General features: G+C 69.3%; 15 protein-coding genes. 13 read left to right on the top strand and 2 right to left on the bottom strand.

The features are described 5' to 3' along the window. Window positions 1-82: 82 nt before the first annotated feature. Window positions 83-2,770, bottom strand: a complete 2,688-nt coding sequence (locus ACIOU8_RS05655) for a phosphoenolpyruvate carboxylase (RefSeq protein ID WP_400786710.1) — start codon at window positions 2,768-2,770, stop codon at window positions 83-85. An 88-nt stretch (window positions 2,771-2,858) separates the two neighbouring features. Here ACIOU8_RS05655 and nhaA point away from each other — a divergent pair, with 88 nt between their 5' ends. The 4 genes from nhaA to ACIOU8_RS05635 all read left to right on the top strand — a co-directional run bounded on the left by nhaA (window position 2,859) and on the right by ACIOU8_RS05635 (window position 7,098). After that, window positions 2,859-4,025, top strand: coding sequence for a Na+/H+ antiporter NhaA (gene nhaA, locus ACIOU8_RS05650; protein WP_400786707.1), 1,167 nt, complete (start codon window positions 2,859-2,861; stop codon window positions 4,023-4,025). Window positions 4,026-4,045: 20 nt separating this feature from the next. Continuing rightward, window positions 4,046-4,726 (top strand): MazG family protein, encoded by a 681-nt coding sequence (locus ACIOU8_RS05645; RefSeq protein WP_400786704.1) that lies wholly within the window; start codon window positions 4,046-4,048, stop codon window positions 4,724-4,726. Window positions 4,727-4,791: 65 nt separating this feature from the next. Then, window positions 4,792-6,063 carry a histidine--tRNA ligase gene (locus ACIOU8_RS05640; protein WP_400786921.1) on the top strand — a complete coding sequence of 424 codons (1,272 nt, stop codon included), beginning with the start codon at window positions 4,792-4,794 and terminating at the stop codon, window positions 6,061-6,063. A gap of 216 nt (window positions 6,064-6,279) precedes the next feature. Continuing rightward, window positions 6,280-7,098, top strand: coding sequence for an SGNH/GDSL hydrolase family protein (locus ACIOU8_RS05635; RefSeq protein ID WP_400786702.1), 819 nt, complete (start codon window positions 6,280-6,282; stop codon window positions 7,096-7,098). A gap of 55 nt (window positions 7,099-7,153) precedes the next feature. Here ACIOU8_RS05635 and ACIOU8_RS05630 read toward each other — a convergent pair whose 3' ends face one another. Next, window positions 7,154-8,380, bottom strand: coding sequence for an APC family permease (locus ACIOU8_RS05630; protein WP_400786699.1), 1,227 nt, complete (start codon window positions 8,378-8,380; stop codon window positions 7,154-7,156). A gap of 99 nt (window positions 8,381-8,479) precedes the next feature. Between ACIOU8_RS05630 and ACIOU8_RS05625 the strand changes: the two genes are divergently transcribed. From ACIOU8_RS05625 to ACIOU8_RS05585, 9 genes are all read left to right on the top strand, one after another. Then, window positions 8,480-8,830, top strand: coding sequence for a GntR family transcriptional regulator (locus ACIOU8_RS05625; RefSeq protein ID WP_400786696.1), 351 nt, complete (start codon window positions 8,480-8,482; stop codon window positions 8,828-8,830). Next, window positions 8,827-9,846, top strand: a complete 1,020-nt coding sequence (locus ACIOU8_RS05620; RefSeq protein ID WP_400786694.1) for a DUF1648 domain-containing protein — start codon at window positions 8,827-8,829, stop codon at window positions 9,844-9,846. The genes ACIOU8_RS05625 and ACIOU8_RS05620 overlap by 4 nt, the downstream gene beginning before the upstream one ends. A gap of 37 nt (window positions 9,847-9,883) precedes the next feature. Further along, window positions 9,884-10,816 carry a lysostaphin resistance A-like protein gene (locus ACIOU8_RS05615; protein WP_400786691.1) on the top strand — a complete coding sequence of 311 codons (933 nt, stop codon included), beginning with the start codon at window positions 9,884-9,886 and terminating at the stop codon, window positions 10,814-10,816. Window positions 10,817-10,864: 48 nt separating this feature from the next. Next, window positions 10,865-11,524, top strand: a complete 660-nt coding sequence (locus tag ACIOU8_RS05610) for an O-methyltransferase (protein WP_400786688.1) — start codon at window positions 10,865-10,867, stop codon at window positions 11,522-11,524. 100 nt (window positions 11,525-11,624) lie between these two features. Continuing rightward, complete coding sequence (gene eno, locus ACIOU8_RS05605) at window positions 11,625-12,905, top strand: phosphopyruvate hydratase (RefSeq protein ID WP_400786686.1); 1,281 nt, start codon at window positions 11,625-11,627, stop codon at window positions 12,903-12,905. Window positions 12,906-12,958: 53 nt separating this feature from the next. Beyond that, window positions 12,959-13,519, top strand: coding sequence for a septum formation initiator family protein (locus tag ACIOU8_RS05600; protein WP_400786684.1), 561 nt, complete (start codon window positions 12,959-12,961; stop codon window positions 13,517-13,519). 67 nt (window positions 13,520-13,586) lie between these two features. Next, window positions 13,587-14,129: a DUF501 domain-containing protein gene (locus ACIOU8_RS05595; RefSeq protein ID WP_400786681.1), complete on the top strand. Its 543-nt coding sequence runs from the start codon at window positions 13,587-13,589 to the stop codon at window positions 14,127-14,129. A gap of 11 nt (window positions 14,130-14,140) precedes the next feature. Beyond that, the gene (locus ACIOU8_RS05590; protein ID WP_400786679.1) at window positions 14,141-15,424 is read left to right on the top strand and encodes a S8 family serine peptidase; all 1,284 of its coding nucleotides are present in this window, start codon (window positions 14,141-14,143) and stop codon (window positions 15,422-15,424) included. Between the two features lie 39 nt (window positions 15,425-15,463). Next, window positions 15,464-16,933 carry an NAD(P)/FAD-dependent oxidoreductase gene (locus ACIOU8_RS05585; RefSeq protein ID WP_400786677.1) on the top strand — a complete coding sequence of 490 codons (1,470 nt, stop codon included), beginning with the start codon at window positions 15,464-15,466 and terminating at the stop codon, window positions 16,931-16,933. Window positions 16,934-17,105 lie beyond the last annotated feature (172 nt).

Raw genomic sequence — 17,105 nt, 5'->3', positions numbered from 1 at the left:
GGCGGAGTTTTCACTCTAGCGGGCACGCCGACGTGAGCACTCTCACACCGGAATGCACTCGCTCAGGCGCGATGAGCGTCGATCACCCGGTGTTCTGCAGGCCGGCCGCGACGCCGCTGACCGAGAGCAGCAGCAGGCGCTTCTGCTCGTCGTCGGCGCCGGATCCGGTCGCCTCGTCAGGGTCGCGCAGAGCGCGCAGGGCACGCAGCTGCAGCAGCGACAGCGCGTCGACGTACGGCGTGCGCAACTGCACCGCGCGCTGCAGGATCGGCTTGTTCTCGAGCAGTCCGACGCCGCCGGTGAGGCGGATGACCCATTCGCGGGTGAGCGCGAGCTCATCCAGCACGAGCTGTGCGAGATCGTCGCGGTCGCCGAGTGCGAGGTACTGGCGGGCGATGCGCTCATCGGTCTTCGCGAGGCTCATCGCTACGTTGTCGATCATGGTGCGCAGCAGCGGCCAGTCGCGGTAGGCCGCGACGAGTCGGTCCTCGTCGCCGACTGCCGCGAGGGCCGTGCCGAGGCCGAACCAGCCCGCGAGGTTGATGCGCGCCTGGGTCCAGGCGAACACCCACGGGATCGCACGCAGATCTTCGAGCGACTCGACCGACAGTCCGCGCCTGGCAGGACGCGAGCCCAGGGCCAGCAGACCGATCTCCTCGAGGGGAGTCACCGTGGCGAACCAGGGTGCGAAGCCCTCTGCTTTCACGAGCGAGAAGAACCGCTCGCGCGACGAGGTGTCCATGACGGCTGCGATGTCGGCGAAACGCGCCGCCGCGTCGCTCGTGTGCTTCTCGACCGACGGCGAAGACGCGAGCAGGGTGGCCGCGGCGACCTGGTCGATGTGGCGCATCGCGATGGCCGGCTCGCCGTAGCGGGCGAAGATGACCTCACCCTGCTCGGTGAGCTTGAAGCGACCGTCGACCGAGTGCGGCGGCTGCGCGAGGATCGCCGAGTTCGCCGGTCCGCCGCCACGGCCGAGGGCGCCGCCGCGGCCGTGGAACAGTGTCAGCTCGATCTCCGAGTCCTGCGCCCACTGAGCGATCTTCTCCTGTGCCTCGTACAGCGCGAGGTTGGCGGCGACCGGGCCGACGTCCTTCGACGAGTCCGAGTACCCGAGCATGACCTCGAGCCGGTTGCCCGTCGCTGCGAGGCGCGCCTGGAACTCCGGGAAGGTCACGGCCTCGGCGAGGATGCCGGGCGCTGCCTGCAGGTCGGCGAAGGTCTCGAACAGAGGGACGACGTCGAGCACGGGTGCGTCGTCGCCGAGCGCGTGCCTCGCGAGCCGGTGCACGTTCGCGAGGTCGGAGGCCGCCTGCGTGAACGACACCACGTAGCGACCGGCGGCTCGGAGGCCCCGATCGCGCTGGATCTCGGCGATCACGCGGAAGACCTCGAGCACCTCTTCGGTCTGCGCGCTGATCGGCTCGCCGCTCTCGAGCTCCGCGAGGGCCTTGGCGTGCACCTGCGAGTGCTGACGCACTTCGAGTTCGGTGAGGTGGAAGCCGTACGTCTCCACCTGCCAGATCAGGTGCTGCACACCGCCGAAGGCGTGGCGCTTCGCGCCTGCATCCGACAACGACGACTGCACCGTGCGGAGGTCTTCGAGCAGCTCCTCCGGGCGTGCGTAACGTTGCTCGTCGCCGTTCCTGGTGGCGGCGACGCGATGGGCCAGTGCCAGCAGCACCCGTCGGTGGGGCTCGCCGGGAGAGCGGGCGGCCAGCTCGTGGGCGACCCGCGGCTCGGCGGCGGTGAACGACTCCCACAGCGCCGAGACGGCGTCACTCGGGGGAGTGTCCTCGGCGCTGAGCGTGAGCGTGCGGCCGATGCGCTCGAGTGCGCGCTCGAGACCGCGGAGCACATGATCGGAGGCGATCTGCGATGCCTCTCGCGTCACGGATGCCGTCACGAACGGGTTGCCGTCGCGGTCGCCGCCGACCCAGGAGCCGATCCGCACGAAGGCGGGGACGACAGGTGCGCTCGAGCCGGAGTCGTCGCCGCGCAGTGCGTCGTCGATACGGCGGTACACGTGAGGCACCGTGGTGAACAGAGTCTCGTCGAACACGCCCATGACCGTGCGCACCTCGTCGGTCGGCGACGGCTTCTCGGCGCGCAGGGGAGCCGTGCGCCAGAGAGTGTCGATCTCCTCCAGCATCCGACGTCGGGCGCGGTGCTCCTCGGCTCCGCCTTCGCTCGCGGCGTCGTGCTGGGTGAGCAGCTCGGAGAGGCGACGAATGCTCGTCGACACCGCTCGACGGCGCGCCTCGGTCGGGTGGGCGGTGAACACCGGGTGGAAGCGCAGGCCCTCGAGGCGACGACGAGCCTCGTCATCGCCGACCTCGGTCTTCAGACGCGCGTATGCGGTGGCGACGGTGTCTGCGGCATCCTCGCGTCCCGGCTGGCCGGCGCGTTCGCGCAGGACCCGCACTCGCTGGTGCTCCTCGGCGAGATTGACGAGGTGGAAGTAGCAGGTGAACGCCCTGGCCACTTCGTCAGCGCGTGCGATGCTGAACGACTCGGCGATCGCTGCGGCGCGCTCGAAGGCGTTGGACGTCTCCTCGTCGTAGGCCTGGATCGTCGCGAGGCGCAAGCGTTCGACGTCCTCGAAGAGGTCGTCTCCACCTGCTTCGCGCAGAACCTGGCCGAGAAGGGCGCCGAGCATTCGCACATCGGTGCGCATGGCATCCGGAATGCCGCGGCCCGCTTCGAAGCGGCCGATGATGCGGATGGCCGAGGTGTCAGTGGGCTCGGGGAAGGCGTGTTCGGGGGTCACCGTTCGAGAGTATCCCGGGTCGGGGCAGTGGTCTGAACGCATGACGATGTGAGACGTCCGAGGTGCCCGGCGAATTATCATGGACGCGATGCGCATCTCAGCGAACCCCCTCCGCGGGCAGCAGTTTCCCGCCATGCTCCTTCTCGTCGCGGCCGGACTCGGTCTGCTGCTGGCGAATCTTCCGACGCATGACGTGCTCGCCGCCGTGCTGGACTACCATCTCGCCGTTCCCGGCACGGCCCTCGATCTCTCGATCGAACACTGGGTCTCCGATGGTCTGCTCGCAGTGTTCTTCCTCGTCGTCGCGATCGAGCTGCGCCACGAGCTGACGCACGGCGAGCTCGACTCGCCGAGAAAGGCCATGCAGCCGGCGATAGCCGCCGCGGGCGGTGTGCTGGTGCCCATCGCGGTCTACCTCTTCATCGCCGGCGACTCGGCCACCGTCACCGGCTGGCCCATTCCGACGGCGACGGACATCGCCTTCGCGCTCGGAGTGCTCGCCGTGTTCGGGCGCGGTCTGCCGTCGAATGTGCGAGTGTTCCTGCTGGCTCTGGCGATCCTCGACGACATCATCGGCATCATCTTCATCGCGGTGCTGTTCGCTCGCGACGTGCAGTGGTTGCTATTGGGTCTCGCGGTCGTCGCGGTCGCGGTCTTCTGGCTCCTCAGCAGGCTGCTGCACGAGAAGGGTCACGCGGCGATCGCCGTCGCGATGATCGTGGTCGGCATCGTCGCCTGGGGTCTCGTGGCCTCCTCCGGCATCCATGCCACGATCGCGGGCGTGCTGCTGGGTCTCGTGATGTCGCCGGTACCCGCTGCTCGCACCCGCCACGCGCTCGAACCGACGGTCAACGGCGGGATCCTGCCCGTGTTCGCGTTCGTCGCCGCGTTCGTGGTGATCCCCGATCTCGGGCTCACCGAGCTCTCGCCCGCCTTCTGGGGCATCGTGGTCGCCCTCCCGGTGGGCAAGATCATCGGCATCTCGCTGTTCGGATGGATCGCCATGCGCATCCGCCCCCGCGGCGCGGCGCCTGCGCTGCCGTTCGGTGACGTGCTCGCAGCCGGTGCGCTGGGCGGCATCGGCTTCACCGTCTCGCTGCTGCTGGCGAATCTGGCCTTCGCGGCCGACGCGGGCATCCGCGATCAGGCGATTCTGGGTGTGCTCGTCGGCTCGCTCCTGGCGCTCATTCTGTCGGGTGTGATCGTGTCGCTCCGTGCGCGGTCGTATCGGCGTTCGGGTGTCGTGACAGTGTGACCGTCGGCGAGGAGGAAACCGTGCCCGCAGAAGCTTCACCGGCCGACCGACCGGCGCTCGATCCGCTGCGTGCGGCGGCCGAGACGATTCGCGAGGTGCGAGAGCGCTGCGTCTGGTCTCAGCAGATCACGCACCGCGATCTCGTGCCGTATCTCATCGAGGAGTCCCACGAGGTGATCGATGCCGTCGAGAACGGCACGCGCGGCGACCTGCGCGAAGAACTCGGCGACCTGCTCTGGCAGGTGCTGTTCCACGCCGCGATCGCCGCCCAGGACCCGGACGACCCGTTCGACATCGACGATGTCTCGGCCACGCTGACCGAGAAGATGATGCGGCGGCATCCGCACGTCTTCGCGGGTGAGGTCGCGACGACGCCCGAAGAGGTTCTCGTGCATTGGAACGCCGCGAAGGCGGCGGAGAAGCGCACGAGACGCAGCGTCCTCGACGGGATCCCGCGCGGGATGCCTGCGCTGGCGCTGGCGCAGAAGATGGTCGGTCGAGCCGCGGGGGCCGGCGTCGTCGACGCCGTGACGGACGCGGCGACGGCTGCTGCGGGGCCGACCTCGGAGGCGGAGCTGGGCGACGCGCTGCTCGGCCTCGTCGCAGTCGCCCGCGCCGAGGGCTGGGATGCCGAACGAGCGCTGCGAGAGCGGCTCAGAGCGCTCGAGACGGAAGTCCGCGAGGTGGAATCGGGGTCTTGAGGCCACGGCCCGCCCTGCCGACCTGGAAAGATGGACGAGTGGCTACTGTGAACCCGCCGCGCGGCATGCGCGACATCCTCCCCGCCGACAAGGCCCGCCGCGAGCGCGTGCTCGCCGTCATCCGTGAGCGCTACCGCTCGCATGGCTTCGACGAGATCGAGACCCCCGCGCTCGAGGAGTACTCGCGACTGCATGCCGGCATCGGCGGCGACAACGAGAAGCTCGCCTACAACGTGCTGCGACGCGGCCTCGACGCGGAGGCGATCCGCGATGCCGCCGGTGACCAGAGCGCGTTGGCCGACCTGGGCCTGCGCTACGACCTCACAGTTCCGCTCGCACGCTTCTACGCGAGCAATCGCGGGCAGCTTCCTGGCGTGTTCCGTTCCATCCAGATCGGGCCGGTCTGGCGCGCCGAGCGCCCCCAGAAGGGCCGCTACCGCCAGTTCGTGCAGTGCGACATCGACATCATCGCCGACGACTCCTCGCGCGCCGAGGCCGAGCTCATGGTCGCCTCGCTCGACGCGGTCGATGCGCTGGGCCTCGAAGGAGCCACCGTCCGCATCAACGACCGTCGGGCGCTCGACTGGATGCTCGACAGCTTCGGCTTCACCGTCGACGAGCGGCCGGGCGTGCTGATCACGATCGACAAGCTCGACAAGATCGGGCCGGACGGCGTCGGGGCCGAACTGCGCGAGCGCGGCTCGGCCGCAGCGGCCGTCGACGCATTCGAGGCGTTCCTCCTTCGTCCGCAGACCATGGAGTACAACCCGTTCGGCGAGCGGCAGATCCGCAAGGCGCTCCCCGACAACGTGCCGGACGAGATCGTCGGGCACCTCGTCGGCATCGGCGAGGCCGTCGCCGCGGGGCGTGCTCCGACAGGCTCAGCAACCTCGACCGGCGACATCCCGCTGGTCTTCGATCCGTTCCTCGTGCGCGGCATGGGCTACTACACCGGCACGATCTTCGAGCTCGCGCACCCGTCGGTGTCGTACTCGCTCGGCGGCGGAGGACGCTACGACGGCATGATCGGCCGGTTCCTCGGTCAGCAGGTCCCGGCTGTGGGTTTCTCCCTCGGCTTCGAGAGGCTCGTCGACCTCGTGACGTCGGGTGCGGATGCCGGCGAGCGTGCCGTCGTGCTCATCCATGACACCGACGTGCCGGTGGCCGAGCTCGTCGGCCACAAGGCCGAACTCATGGCATCCGGTGCGAGGGTGCGGCTCGAGCGGCGCACGAAGAACGTCAAGGCCCTGCTCGAGCGCTCGGCCGCCGACGGCTACACCGAGTTCGCGACCGTGTCAGCGGGCGCTGCCGAGCTGGAGCTCAAGCCGCTCTCCTGAGTTCTGCCCGCGCATCCGGCGCCGTCTGCAGGACGCCGGCTCCGGCAGACGGACTCTGGCTCCGTCAAACGGGCTCTGGAAGTCCGTATGCAGGACGACCGCACGGGATGCGGGGGCAGACCGCTCGTTCCGTCCTGCATACGTGCCCGCGTCCTGCAGCCGGACAGGGCGGATGCCGTTCACTCGGCGTTCACGGCAGTCGGATCGAATCAGGGCATGAGTCGACAGCATCTCGTCGCCGTCGCCGTCGCCGCAGTCGGTGCCGCGTCGGTGTCGGCCGCCGTCGGCATCCGGTTCGTACTCGTGCGTCAGGCGGCGATCGCACGTCGGCGCATCGGCAAGCCGCTCGGGGAGCAGTCGATCGATGCAGACCGCATCTGGCGTCGTGCGCTCGACGGCGATCCTGTGCAGCTCCTCGTGCTCGGTGACTCGGTGGCGGCAGGTCTCGGCGCCGAGCGCCGCAAGGAGACGCTCGGCGGCCGACTCGCGAAGGGCATGGCGCGTCGTATGCTACGGCCCGTCGGTCTGCGCACCGCCGCAGTCGTCGGATCGGAGTCGCCCGACCTCGTCGATCAGCTGGCGGCTCTGCCCGACGGATACGCGCCGCACGTGGCTGTGATCGTCGTCGGCGGCAACGACGTCACGCACCGGCTCCCGATCGCCGTCTCCACGCAGCACCTGCGCGACACGATCCTGCACCTGCGCGCTAAGGGCACTGAGGTCGTCGTCGGCACATGCCCTGACCTCGGCGCGCTCCGCCCCGTGCCGCAGCCGCTGCGGAGGCTGATCTCGAGCGTGTCTCGACGGCTGGCCGAAGCCCAGGCCGAGACCGCGCGGTCGGCCGGGGCGACCCCGATCGATCTCCGCCGAGCCGTGGGGCCGATGTTCTTCGACGACCCGGATGCCATGTTCAGCCTGGATCGCTTCCATCCGAGCCCGCTCGGCTATCGACGCACGGCCGAGGCGCTGCTTCCCGCCGTGTGCGTCGCGGCGGAGACGGCGCTCAGCTCGCGTCGTCAGTCGGAGCCGCGGTGAACGACGCGGCCCACTCGGCGACGCGACGCGTGCTCTCGCCGATCTGCAGACCGGTTCACCGCGACAGTCTGAGGCGGGTCATCCGATAGAGCACTCCGATGAGCACGACCACGGTTCCGATCGCCGAGGCCACGACCGGCAGCGTGTTCACGAGCAGCAGGCAGCCCAGCGCTCCGATGACCTGCAACGCGCGGGGATAGCGCCGTGCCGATTCCTGCTGTCGGAACGCGGCGGCGTTCGCGATGAGGTAGTACAACAGCACGCCGAACGACGAGAACCCGATCGCGTCGCGCAGATCGGCGACGACCACGATCCCGACGACGATCAGTGCGATCGCGATCTCAGCACGACGCGGCACCTGCCAGCGCTCGTCGATCTTCGCGAGGAACCGGGGCAGGTCCTGCTCCCGGGCCATGGCCAGCGCCGTGCGACCGATGCCCGTGAGCAGCGCGAGCAGAGCGCCCAGTGAGGCCGCCGCCGCAGCGACGCGGATGATCGGGGTGAGCGCCTGCCACCCGGTGGCAGCGGCGACATCGGCCAGCGGTGTCGTGGTCGTCGCCGCATCGCCACCGAGCACGAGGATGACCGTGATCGCGACGACCGTGTAGACGACGACCGCTCCGCCCAGCGCGAGGGCGATGGCCCGGGGTATCGTCCGGGCGGGGTCGACGACCTCTTCGCCCATGGTCGCGATGCGTGCGTACCCTGCGAATGCGAAGAAGAGCAGTCCGGCACCCTGAAGCACGCCGTAGGCGCTGGCGTCAGGGAGGGGAGCGGGGTCGACTGAGGGCGATCCGCCGAGTCCGGTCGCGACGACGAGGGCGAGCCCGAGCAGCGAGAACACCACGAGAATCCGAGTGACGAGAGCCGTGCGGGTCACTCCGAAACAGTTCACGGCGGCGAGTGCGACGACCGCCGCCACGGCCACCGGCATCTGCCAGCCCTCGGGCGCGGCGTAGGCGGCGAAGGTCATGGCCATCGCGGCACAGCTCGCGATCTTGCCGATCACGAAGCTCCAGCCGGCGACGAAGCCCCACCACGGACCGATCTCGGCTCTGGCGTACGCGTAGGTGCCGCCGGCGACGGGGTGCGCCGCGGCGAGCTGCGCCGAGGCGGTGGCGTTGCAGTACGCGACGACCGCGGCGATCGCCAGGGCGATCAGGATGCCGCTGCCGGCCACACCGATCGCCGGAGCCCACACCGAGAACACGCCCGCGCCGATCATGGAGCCGAGTCCGATGGCGACGGCGTCGCCGAGTCTCAGGCGGCGTGCGAGGGGCATCCTCTCATCGTGTCATGTGAGGGTGAACGTCCGGTGACGCTCCGACGGGTTCACAAAGTTGTTATAGTTCACATAGAACTAGTAGAAATTGAGGGTCCGATGCTGATTCGAATCGATGCCGACAGTGCGCGGCCGCTCTTCGATCAGGTGGCGGCATCCGTCCGAGCCGACGTCCTGACCGGACGCCTCGTGCCCGGCGATCGTCTTCCTGCCGCGCGTGAGCTGGCGGAGGCGCTCGAGATCAACCTGCACACCGTGCTCCGCGCCTACCAGCAGCTGCGCGACGAGGGTCTGATCGATCTACGACGCGGCAGGGGAGCGGTGGTGTCCGCGACGGCCGCGCCGCTGGCTGAGCTCTCTCAGGACATCGCCGCGCTCGTCGCTCGCGCCGCGTCGCTCGGACTCTCGCCCACGACCCTGGCCGCCCTCATCAAGGAGACCGACGCATGACCCCCGAGATCCGCAGAGCCCGCACCGCCTTCTGGTGGGTGGGGGTGATCGTCCCGCTGGCCCTCATCGCGGTCGCGAATGCAGTCATGCTCGCATGGCTGCCCGAGCTTCCCGACCCGGTGGCGACGCACTGGGGCGGCGGGGGAGTCGACGGATATGGACCGAAGTGGATGCCGCCGGTCATGCTCGCAGGGCTCGGCGGAGGGATCGTCGTGCTGTTCGCCTCGATCGCCCTCTTCTCTCATAGACCTCCTCAGAGGGGTGCGGACGCATCGACCCCGCAGCCCCGGTGGTCGACGACGGCTCGTCTGCTCGGCGCCGTGAGTCTCGGCACCGCGGGCATGATGTCCGCGCTCACCGTCGCCATCGTCGGTGTGCAGCGCGGGCTGCCGGACGCTTCGGATGCGACCGACATCGCGCCCTGGAGCCCGCTCTTCCTCCTGGTCGGCGTCGGCCTCGCGGTGGCCGGCTGGTTCCTGCAGCCGGCCGTGGAGCGCCCTGCGGAGGCGTCCGGCACCACTGCGCAGCCGTTGCCGCTCGCCGACCACGAGCGCGCGGTGTGGATGAGGACCGTCACGATCGCGAAGACCGGTCAGGTCGTGCTCGGCATCGGGGTGCTCATCACGACGGCGATGAGTGCGCTGCTCCTCGCTCAGGGAATCGCCGCGGGCTGGATCACCGCTGCAGTCACGCTGCTTCTCGTCATCCTGGTCTCGACCAGTCTGACCTTCCGCGTCCGGGCGAGCAGTGCGGGCCTGCGTGTGCGCTCTGCGGCGGGCTGGCCGCGACTGGAGATCCCCGCAGCGGAGATCGCGAGCACACGTGCGGTCCGCATCGACCCGTTCGCCGAGTTCGGCGGCTGGGGCTACCGTGTCGGCACGGACGGCCGTCGCGGCTTCGTGCTCCGCGCCGGTGAAGCCCTCGAGGTCACCCGCACGGACGGCCGGGTGTTCGTCGTCACGGTCGATGACGCCACGACCGCCGCATCCGTCCTCGCTGCCGCCGGCCGCCGATGACCGCGTCCCCCGCACGACAGATACAAGGAGAACCCTCATGACTCGCGTACGCATCGCCGCCATCGTCGTCTTCACGGTCATCGCCTGCGGGGCGGCCTGGCTCGTCGCCCTGCCGCTGTGGCTGGGCGACGGTCTCGCAGAACCGACCACGGGAGTCCTCCTGCCTGTGATGATGCTGACGCCCGCGCTCGCCGCGCTGATCGTCACGTTCACGATGCGCGTCCCGGCGAGCGGCGAGCGGCTGCGCTTCCTGGGTCTGTGGCCCCTGCGGCCGGCCAAGCGGGTCATCTGGTTCATGGCCCTCGGCTGGCTCGTGCCGCCGCTTCTCGTCGGTCTCAGCATCCTGGTCGCCGCGGGCCTCGGCTTCATCGGACTCGACCTGACGTTCGCGGGTTTCTCGGAAGAACTCGCGAGGATGCTTCCGGAAGGCACTCCGATGCCGCCCGTCGAGATCCTCGTGCTCTCGCAGATCGCGATCATCCCGTTGGGGGCGCTCCTCAACAGCGTGCTCGCGTTCGGTGAGGAGCTGGGGTGGCGCGGATGGCTCGTGCCTGCGCTGCGGCCCCTCGGCACCTGGCCGACGCTGATCATCAGCGGAGTGATCTGGGGGTTCTGGCACAGCCCCGTCATTCTGCTGGGCTACAACTTCGGGCGCACGGATATCACCGGCGTGCTCTTCATGATCGGTGGCTGTGTCGCGTGGGGGATCCTGCTCGGCTGGCTGCGCCTGCGCTCAGCCTCGATCTGGCCCGCCGTCCTCGCCCACGGATCGCTGAACGCGGCAGGCGGAGTCGTCCTGCTCTTCTCCGCATCGCAGCCCGACCTCGCGCTCGCCGGACCCTTGGGCGTCGCCGCGTGGATCGTGACCGCGGTAGTGATCGCCGTTCTGGCCCTCACCGGTCAGTTCCGTCTACAGCCCGAGCTCGCGGGTGCTCCGGGTCGGCTGCTGTCCCCGCCGCGCGCCGGGTAGCGTCGGCAAGCCCTTGACGCTCTCGAAGCGTCACGGTTGGCTGAGGGCATGGATTCCACTCCCGCCGCCTGGTCGAACGCCGATGCCTACCTCGCAGACCTGCTGGTCGGTCACGACCCGCACCTCGAGGCGGCGCTGTCGGCCCAACGAGATGCCGGCCTTCCCGAGATCGAAGTCGCACCCGTGGGAGGAAAGCTCCTCAACCTCCTCGCGCGCATCAGCGGCGCTCGCCGCGTGCTCGAGATCGGCACGCTGGGTGGGTACTCCACGATCTGGTTGGCGCGGGCGGTGGGACCGGAAGGCAGTGTCGTCACGGTCGAGGCCGAAGCCGACAACGCTGCGGTCGCCCGCGCGAGCATCGATGCCGCCGGGGTCGGCGACCGCGTCGACATCCGGATCGGCAGGGGCGCCGACGTGCTCCCGACGCTGGTCGGCGGCTTCGACCTGGTATTCATCGACGCAGACAAGGAGTCCAACACCGTCTACCTCGACTGGGCGGCGAAGCTGGGGCATCCGGGAACCGTGATCGTGCTCGACAACATCGGACGCGAGGGCGAGATCGTCCGAGGGGACTCGACAGATCCCAAGGTGGTCGGCACCAGAGACGCGTTGAGGATGCTGAGCGACGACGCGCGCTTCGACGCGACCGCTCTGCAGACGGTCGGCGCCAAGGGCTGGGACGGCTTCGCCCTCGCCGTCGTGGTGTGAGCGCCCGAGGTCGGCCCTGGGCCTCACGCGCGGGCGGGCTAGACTGGGCGCGGATCGACGACGCTCCACACAACCTTTTCTCTGAGCAAGGAGCACATCAGTGGCACTGATCGAGGCTGTAGGCGCACGCGAGATTCTCGACTCGCGCGGTAACCCGACCGTTGAGGTGGAGGTGCTCCTCGACGACGGTGTGGTCCAGCGGGCGGCCGTCCCGTCCGGTGCATCCACCGGCGCATTCGAGGCGTACGAGCTCCGCGACGGCGACAAGAGCCGCTACGGCGGAAAGGGCGTCCTCAAGGCGGTCGACGCCATCATCGATGAGCTCGGGCCGGCGCTCGAGGGCGTCGAGGCGAGCGAGCAGCGCATCGTCGACGCGATCCTGATCGAGACCGACGGCACCGAGAACAAGCAGCGCACGGGCGCCAACGCCATCCTCGGCGTGAGCCTCGCGGTTGCGAAGGCCGCGGCCGACTCCGCCGACCTGCCGCTGTTCCGCTACCTGGGCGGCCCGAACGCGCACCTCCTGCCCGTTCCGCTCTTCAACGTCATCAACGGCGGCGAGCACGCCGACAACGGCATCGACATGCAGGAGTTCTTCCTCGCCCCGATCGGCGCGGAGACGTACTCCGAGGCGCTGCGCTGGGGTGTCGAGACCTACCACGTGCTGCGCGGCGAGCTCAAGGCGGCCGGCTACGCGACGGGCCTGGGCGACGAGGGCGGCTTCGCCCCCGACCTGCCCAGCAACCGTGAGGGCCTCGACTTCCTGGTCAAGGCGATCGAGAAGGCCGGTTTCACGCCGGGCACCGACATCGCGCTGGGTCTCGACGTCGCAGCCACGGAGTTCTTCAAGGACGGCGTCTACCGCCTCGACAACAAGGACTGGACCGGCCCCGAGCTGATCGAGTACTACGAGGGACTCGTCAACGACTTCCCGATCGTCACGATCGAGGACGCGCTGGCCGAGGACGACTGGGACAACTGGAAGCTCCTCACCGACGCGCTCGGCTCCAAGGTTCAGCTCGTCGGCGACGACCTGTTCGTCACGAACCCGACCCGTCTCGCCGACGGCATCAAGCGCGGCGTCGCCAACTCGCTGCTCGTCAAGGTCAACCAGATCGGAACGCTCACCGAGACGTTCGACGCGGTCAGCCTCGCACAGCGCTCGGGCTACACCGCCATGCTGTCGCACCGCTCGGGTGAGACCGAGGACACCACGATCGCCGACCTCGTGGTCGCGACGAACGCGGGTCAGATCAAGGCGGGTGCGCCTGCTCGCAGCGAGCGCGTCGCGAAGTACAATCAGCTTCTGCGCATCGAGGAGGAGCTGGGCGACGGCGCTGTCTTCGCCGGCCGCTCCGCGTTCCCGCGCTACCAGGGCTGAGCACAGCTGAAACAGACATTCGCCGCCTGAGCGGCACGTACGGAGGAGGAGCCGTGGCACGACGACCGGCTCCTCCTTCGGCGTCTTCGGGGGCGTCCCGCACGGCGCCGACGGCGAAGTCGACTCAGCGGTCTTCCGCTCGCCCGCCGCGCGCCGCGGCGGATCGGGGCTCCCAGGAGCGTCGGGTCGACGTGCGCGAGTGGGCGTCGGGCATCCGCCTCTCCGCATTCTCTGTCATCATGCTGTCGCTCGTCGTGCTCGGGGCCTGGGTGCTGGTGCCGACGCTCGGCACCTTCATCGACCAGAGGCAGAAGATCTCGGCTCTGGAGCAGTCGATCCAGGTCTCCGAAGACCAGATCGCCGCGCTCGAGAAAGAGCGTGAGCGCTGGAACGACCCGGCCTACATCACGACCCAAGCGCGGGAGCGTCTGTACTACGTCAAGCCCGGTGAGGTCGTGTACCTGATCGACAACGACCTCGACCCCGCGGCGCTTCCGCAGCAGCAGGGGCCGGTCAGCGACACCCTCGAAGAGACGCCCTCCGACTGGATGCCGCAGCTGCTGCGCACCCTCACGTCCGCGGGGCTGAGCGACACGGCGGCAGTCAGCCGCTGACCTCAGCGCCGCCGGTCGCGGAGTGTGCTCCGAGCATCCTCCCGGTCGGCTCCCGTACGCTGGACGGGTGACCACGCCCCCGTTCCCTTCCCCCACGACCGCCGAGCTCGCCGTGGTGTCGGCACAGTTGGGCAGGACCGCCCGCGGCGTCGTGGGCATCGCCGCCCGCTGCATGTGCGGCAACCCCACGGTCGTCGCCACGACCCCCAGGCTCCCGGACGGAACGCCGTTCCCCACGTTCTACTATCTGACGCATCCGGCCGCGACCGCAGCGATGTCGACCCTCGAGGCCACGCACGTCATGCCCGAGCTCACCGCGCTGCTCGCCGAGGACGAGGGGGTCTCAGCGGCCTATCTCGCGGCGCACGAGGCCTACCTGGCCGACCGGGCGCAGTTCGGCGAGGTCAGCGAGATCGAGGGGATCTCCGCCGGCGGCATGCCCTCGCGCGTCAAGTGCCTGCATGCTCTGGCCGGTCACGCTCTCGCGGCAGGTCCCGGGGTCAACCCGATCGGCGACGCGGCTCTCGAGCGCTCGAGCTGGTCGCCGGAGAAGTGCCGGTGCGATGACCCCGGTGCGGCCCTGCGTGACGCCGAGGCATCGACCGCATGAGGCGGCCTCGGATGCTGCGCAACGGCGTCGCTATGGCGACGATCGTGGCATCCGTCCTGCTCCTGGGCGCGGCAGCGACCCCGCAGCCAGGGCCCGTGCCTGACGACCCCGCAGACCCGGATCGCGCCGCCGAGTACTGGCTCGACGGTGCCGGCATCCGTGATGCGTGGCAGACCACACGCGGCGACGGAGCGACGATCGCCATCATCGACACCGGGATCGCCAAGGTTCCCGGGGTCTTCGATGGCGCGGTGGTCGACGGCACCGACGTGTCAGGCACGGGAACCCCCGACGGGCGCACCCCGGTGGGTGCCATCGACGGCAATCACGGATCATGGGTCGCGTCGCTCGCCGCAGGACGAGGCTCCGCCGACGGCAAGGGGATGATCGGAGTCGCTCCCGAGGCCGATCTGCTGTCGATCTCCGTGGGCTTCGGCGCCGCAGCCGCCGTGCCGTTCACCGAGCAGGTCGCGGAGGCCATGCGATGGGCGGTCGATCACGGAGCCGACATCATCAATCTCTCGTTCACCACGAACACGCTGGACTGGGACAGGAGCTGGGACGACGCGTTCCTCTATGCCTTCGAGCACGACGTCGTGGTGGTGGTCGCAGCGGGCAACCGGGGGAGTGGCACCGACATCATCGGCGCTCCCGCGACGATCCCTGGCGTGTTGACCGTCGGCGGAGTCGACCAGACTGGCACGGCGAGCATCGAGGCATCGACCCAGGGGATCACCATCGGTATCGCGGCGCCCAGTGAGGGGCTTCGGGGTGTCTCGGCAGACGGCACGGTCGTGCCCTGGAGTGGCACGAGCGGTGCGGCGCCCATCGTCGCGGGCATCGCCGCCCTCGTCCGCTCTGCGCACCCGGATCTCGATGCGGCGAACGTCATCAATCGGATCATCAAGACCGCGATCAAGGTTCCGGGCATGGCAGACCTCCCCGATCCTCTCTACGGCTACGGTCTGGTGGATGCCGATGCGGCGATCAGTGCTGACGTTCCGAAGGTCTCCGAGAATCCCATGGGTGACCTCGCTGAGTGGGTCCGACTGTTCCGACGAGCAGAGAGCCTTCCGCAGCCCGAACCCACCGCCGCGCCGGTCGAGGTGCCGCCCCTGCCGGATGCGGACGCGCCGACGGAACCCGGTTCACCGCTGCTTCCCAGCGCTGAAACGCTGCGCTACGGTACCCTGCCGCTCATCGCGCTCACAGTCCCTGGTATCCTGGTAGCGCTTGGCGTCACCGCAGCTGCCCGGCGCATCCGATCGGCGCGCGCTCGCACGCCAAACCCCTGACTCCCGAGGAGTTGTCCCCCTGTGCCTCAGAACAGCACTGTGCCCAAGATTCTGATCGTCGGCGGAGGCTATGCAGGCTTCTACACGGCGTGGAAGCTGGAGAAGCACCTTCGCAAGGGTGAAGCAGACGTCACCATGGTCGACCCGCTGCCGTACATGACGTACCAGCCGTTCCTTCCCGAGGTGGCTGCCGGGTCGATCGAAGCCCGGCACTCGGTGGTCGCACACCGTCGCCACCTGAAGCGGACGAATGTGCTCACCGCCAAGGTGACCGGCATCAACCATGCTGAGAAGGTCGCGACGATCACCCCTCCTGTGGGCGAGCCGTACGAGTTCTCGTACGACCAGATCGTCGTGACGGCAGGGGCGGTCTCCCGCACGTTCCCGATCCCGGGCATCGCGGACAACGCGATCGGCCTGAAGACGATCGAAGAGGCCGTCGCGATCCGTGACCGCCTGATGTCGAACTTCGACAAGGCCGCGTCGCTGCCTGCGGGCCCTGAGCGCGACCGGCTGCTCTCCGTCGTCGTCGTCGGCGGCGGTTTCGCCGGCATCGAGGTCTTCGCCGAGCTGCGCTCGCTGGCCTCGTCGCTCGTGGGCAAGTACCCGCAGCTGACGTTCGACGACACGCACTTCCACCTCATCGAGGCGATGGGGCGCATCATGCCCGAGGTGTCGCTGCAGACGAGCGAGTGGGTCCTCAAGGACCTGGCGAAGCGCGGTGCCAACGTGCACCTCGACACGCAGCTCACCAGCGCGGTCGACGGCAACGTCGAGCTCTCGACCGGCGAGGTCATCCCGACCGACCTCATCGTCTGGACCGCTGGCGTCATGGCGAACCCGACCGTCGTGCGCGGTGGCGACCTCCCGATCGAAGAGCGCGGCCGCATCCAGACCCGTGCCGACCTTCGTGTCGGCACGCCCGACGCGTTCGTTCCCGACGCTTGGGCTGCCGGAGACGTCTCCGCGGTTCCGGACCTGTCCGGTGGTGGCGTCGGCGGCTTCTGCGTGCCGAACGCCCAGCACGCGGTGCGTCAGGCGAAGCTCCTCGCGAAGAACATCGTCGCCGTGCTGCGCGGTGAGGACCCGAAGGAGTACTTCCACAAGAACCTCGGCGCCGTCGCGGGCCTCGGCCTCTACAACGGTGTCTTCCAGTCGGGCAAGATCGCGCTCAAGGGCTTCGTCGCCTGGGTCGCGCACCGCGGTTACCACGGTCTCGCCATGCCCACGTGGGAGCGCAAGTTCCGCGTGGTCTGGGGCTGGTGGAACAACCTGTGGCTCGGTCGTGACCTGGTGAACCTCGAGACGGTGCAGAACCCGCGCTACGTCTTCGAGGAGTTCGCCGCTCGCCCGCGCCCGGCCGCCGACGCTCCGGCTCCCGCCGTCACGGCTCCGGCCGCTCAGGCGACCGAGTCCGACAAGGCCGCCGACGAGAAGCCCGCCGGTCAGAAGACGGCAGCCAAGAAGCCTGCCGCGAAGAAGACCGCTGAGACGGCTGCTGCCAAGTAGCAACAGCCTCCTCGAACGCCTCGACTCCTCTCGGAGTCGGGGCGTTCGGCGTATTCGGGGAGGGGCGTGTCTCGCATCGGTCTCATAGGCGCGTTTGCTACCGTCGGCAGGGCAAGGGGAGTACTCCCGTCTGCGGTGGTGTCGTCATTACGGATACGAGGTCGTGTCCCGG

It is taken from the genome of Microbacterium sp. NPDC087589 (assembly GCF_044743635.1).
Taxonomy (GTDB): Bacteria; Actinomycetota; Actinomycetes; order Actinomycetales; family Microbacteriaceae; genus Microbacterium.
The sequence above is the reverse complement of the archived record's forward strand: the minus strand, read 5'-3'. Positions and strand labels throughout refer to the sequence as shown.

Bases quoted from the DNA above. Each gene is read 5' to 3' on its own strand.
- nhaA (WP_400786707.1), top strand. From the start codon at position 2,859: ATGCGCATCTCAGCGAACCCCCTCCGCGGGCAGCAGTTTCCCGCCATG.
- ACIOU8_RS05640 (WP_400786921.1), top strand. From the start codon at position 4,792: ATGCGCGACATCCTCCCCGCCGACAAGGCCCGCCGCGAGCGCGTGCTC.
- ACIOU8_RS05635 (WP_400786702.1), top strand. From the start codon at position 6,280: ATGAGTCGACAGCATCTCGTCGCCGTCGCCGTCGCCGCAGTCGGTGCC.
- ACIOU8_RS05630 (WP_400786699.1), bottom strand. From the start codon at position 8,380: ATGCCCCTCGCACGCCGCCTGAGACTCGGCGACGCCGTCGCCATCGGA.
- ACIOU8_RS05625 (WP_400786696.1), top strand. From the start codon at position 8,480: ATGCTGATTCGAATCGATGCCGACAGTGCGCGGCCGCTCTTCGATCAG.
- ACIOU8_RS05620 (WP_400786694.1), top strand. From the start codon at position 8,827: ATGACCCCCGAGATCCGCAGAGCCCGCACCGCCTTCTGGTGGGTGGGG.
- ACIOU8_RS05615 (WP_400786691.1), top strand. From the start codon at position 9,884: ATGACTCGCGTACGCATCGCCGCCATCGTCGTCTTCACGGTCATCGCC.
- ACIOU8_RS05610 (WP_400786688.1), top strand. From the start codon at position 10,865: ATGGATTCCACTCCCGCCGCCTGGTCGAACGCCGATGCCTACCTCGCA.
- ACIOU8_RS05590 (WP_400786679.1), top strand. From the start codon at position 14,141: ATGCTGCGCAACGGCGTCGCTATGGCGACGATCGTGGCATCCGTCCTG.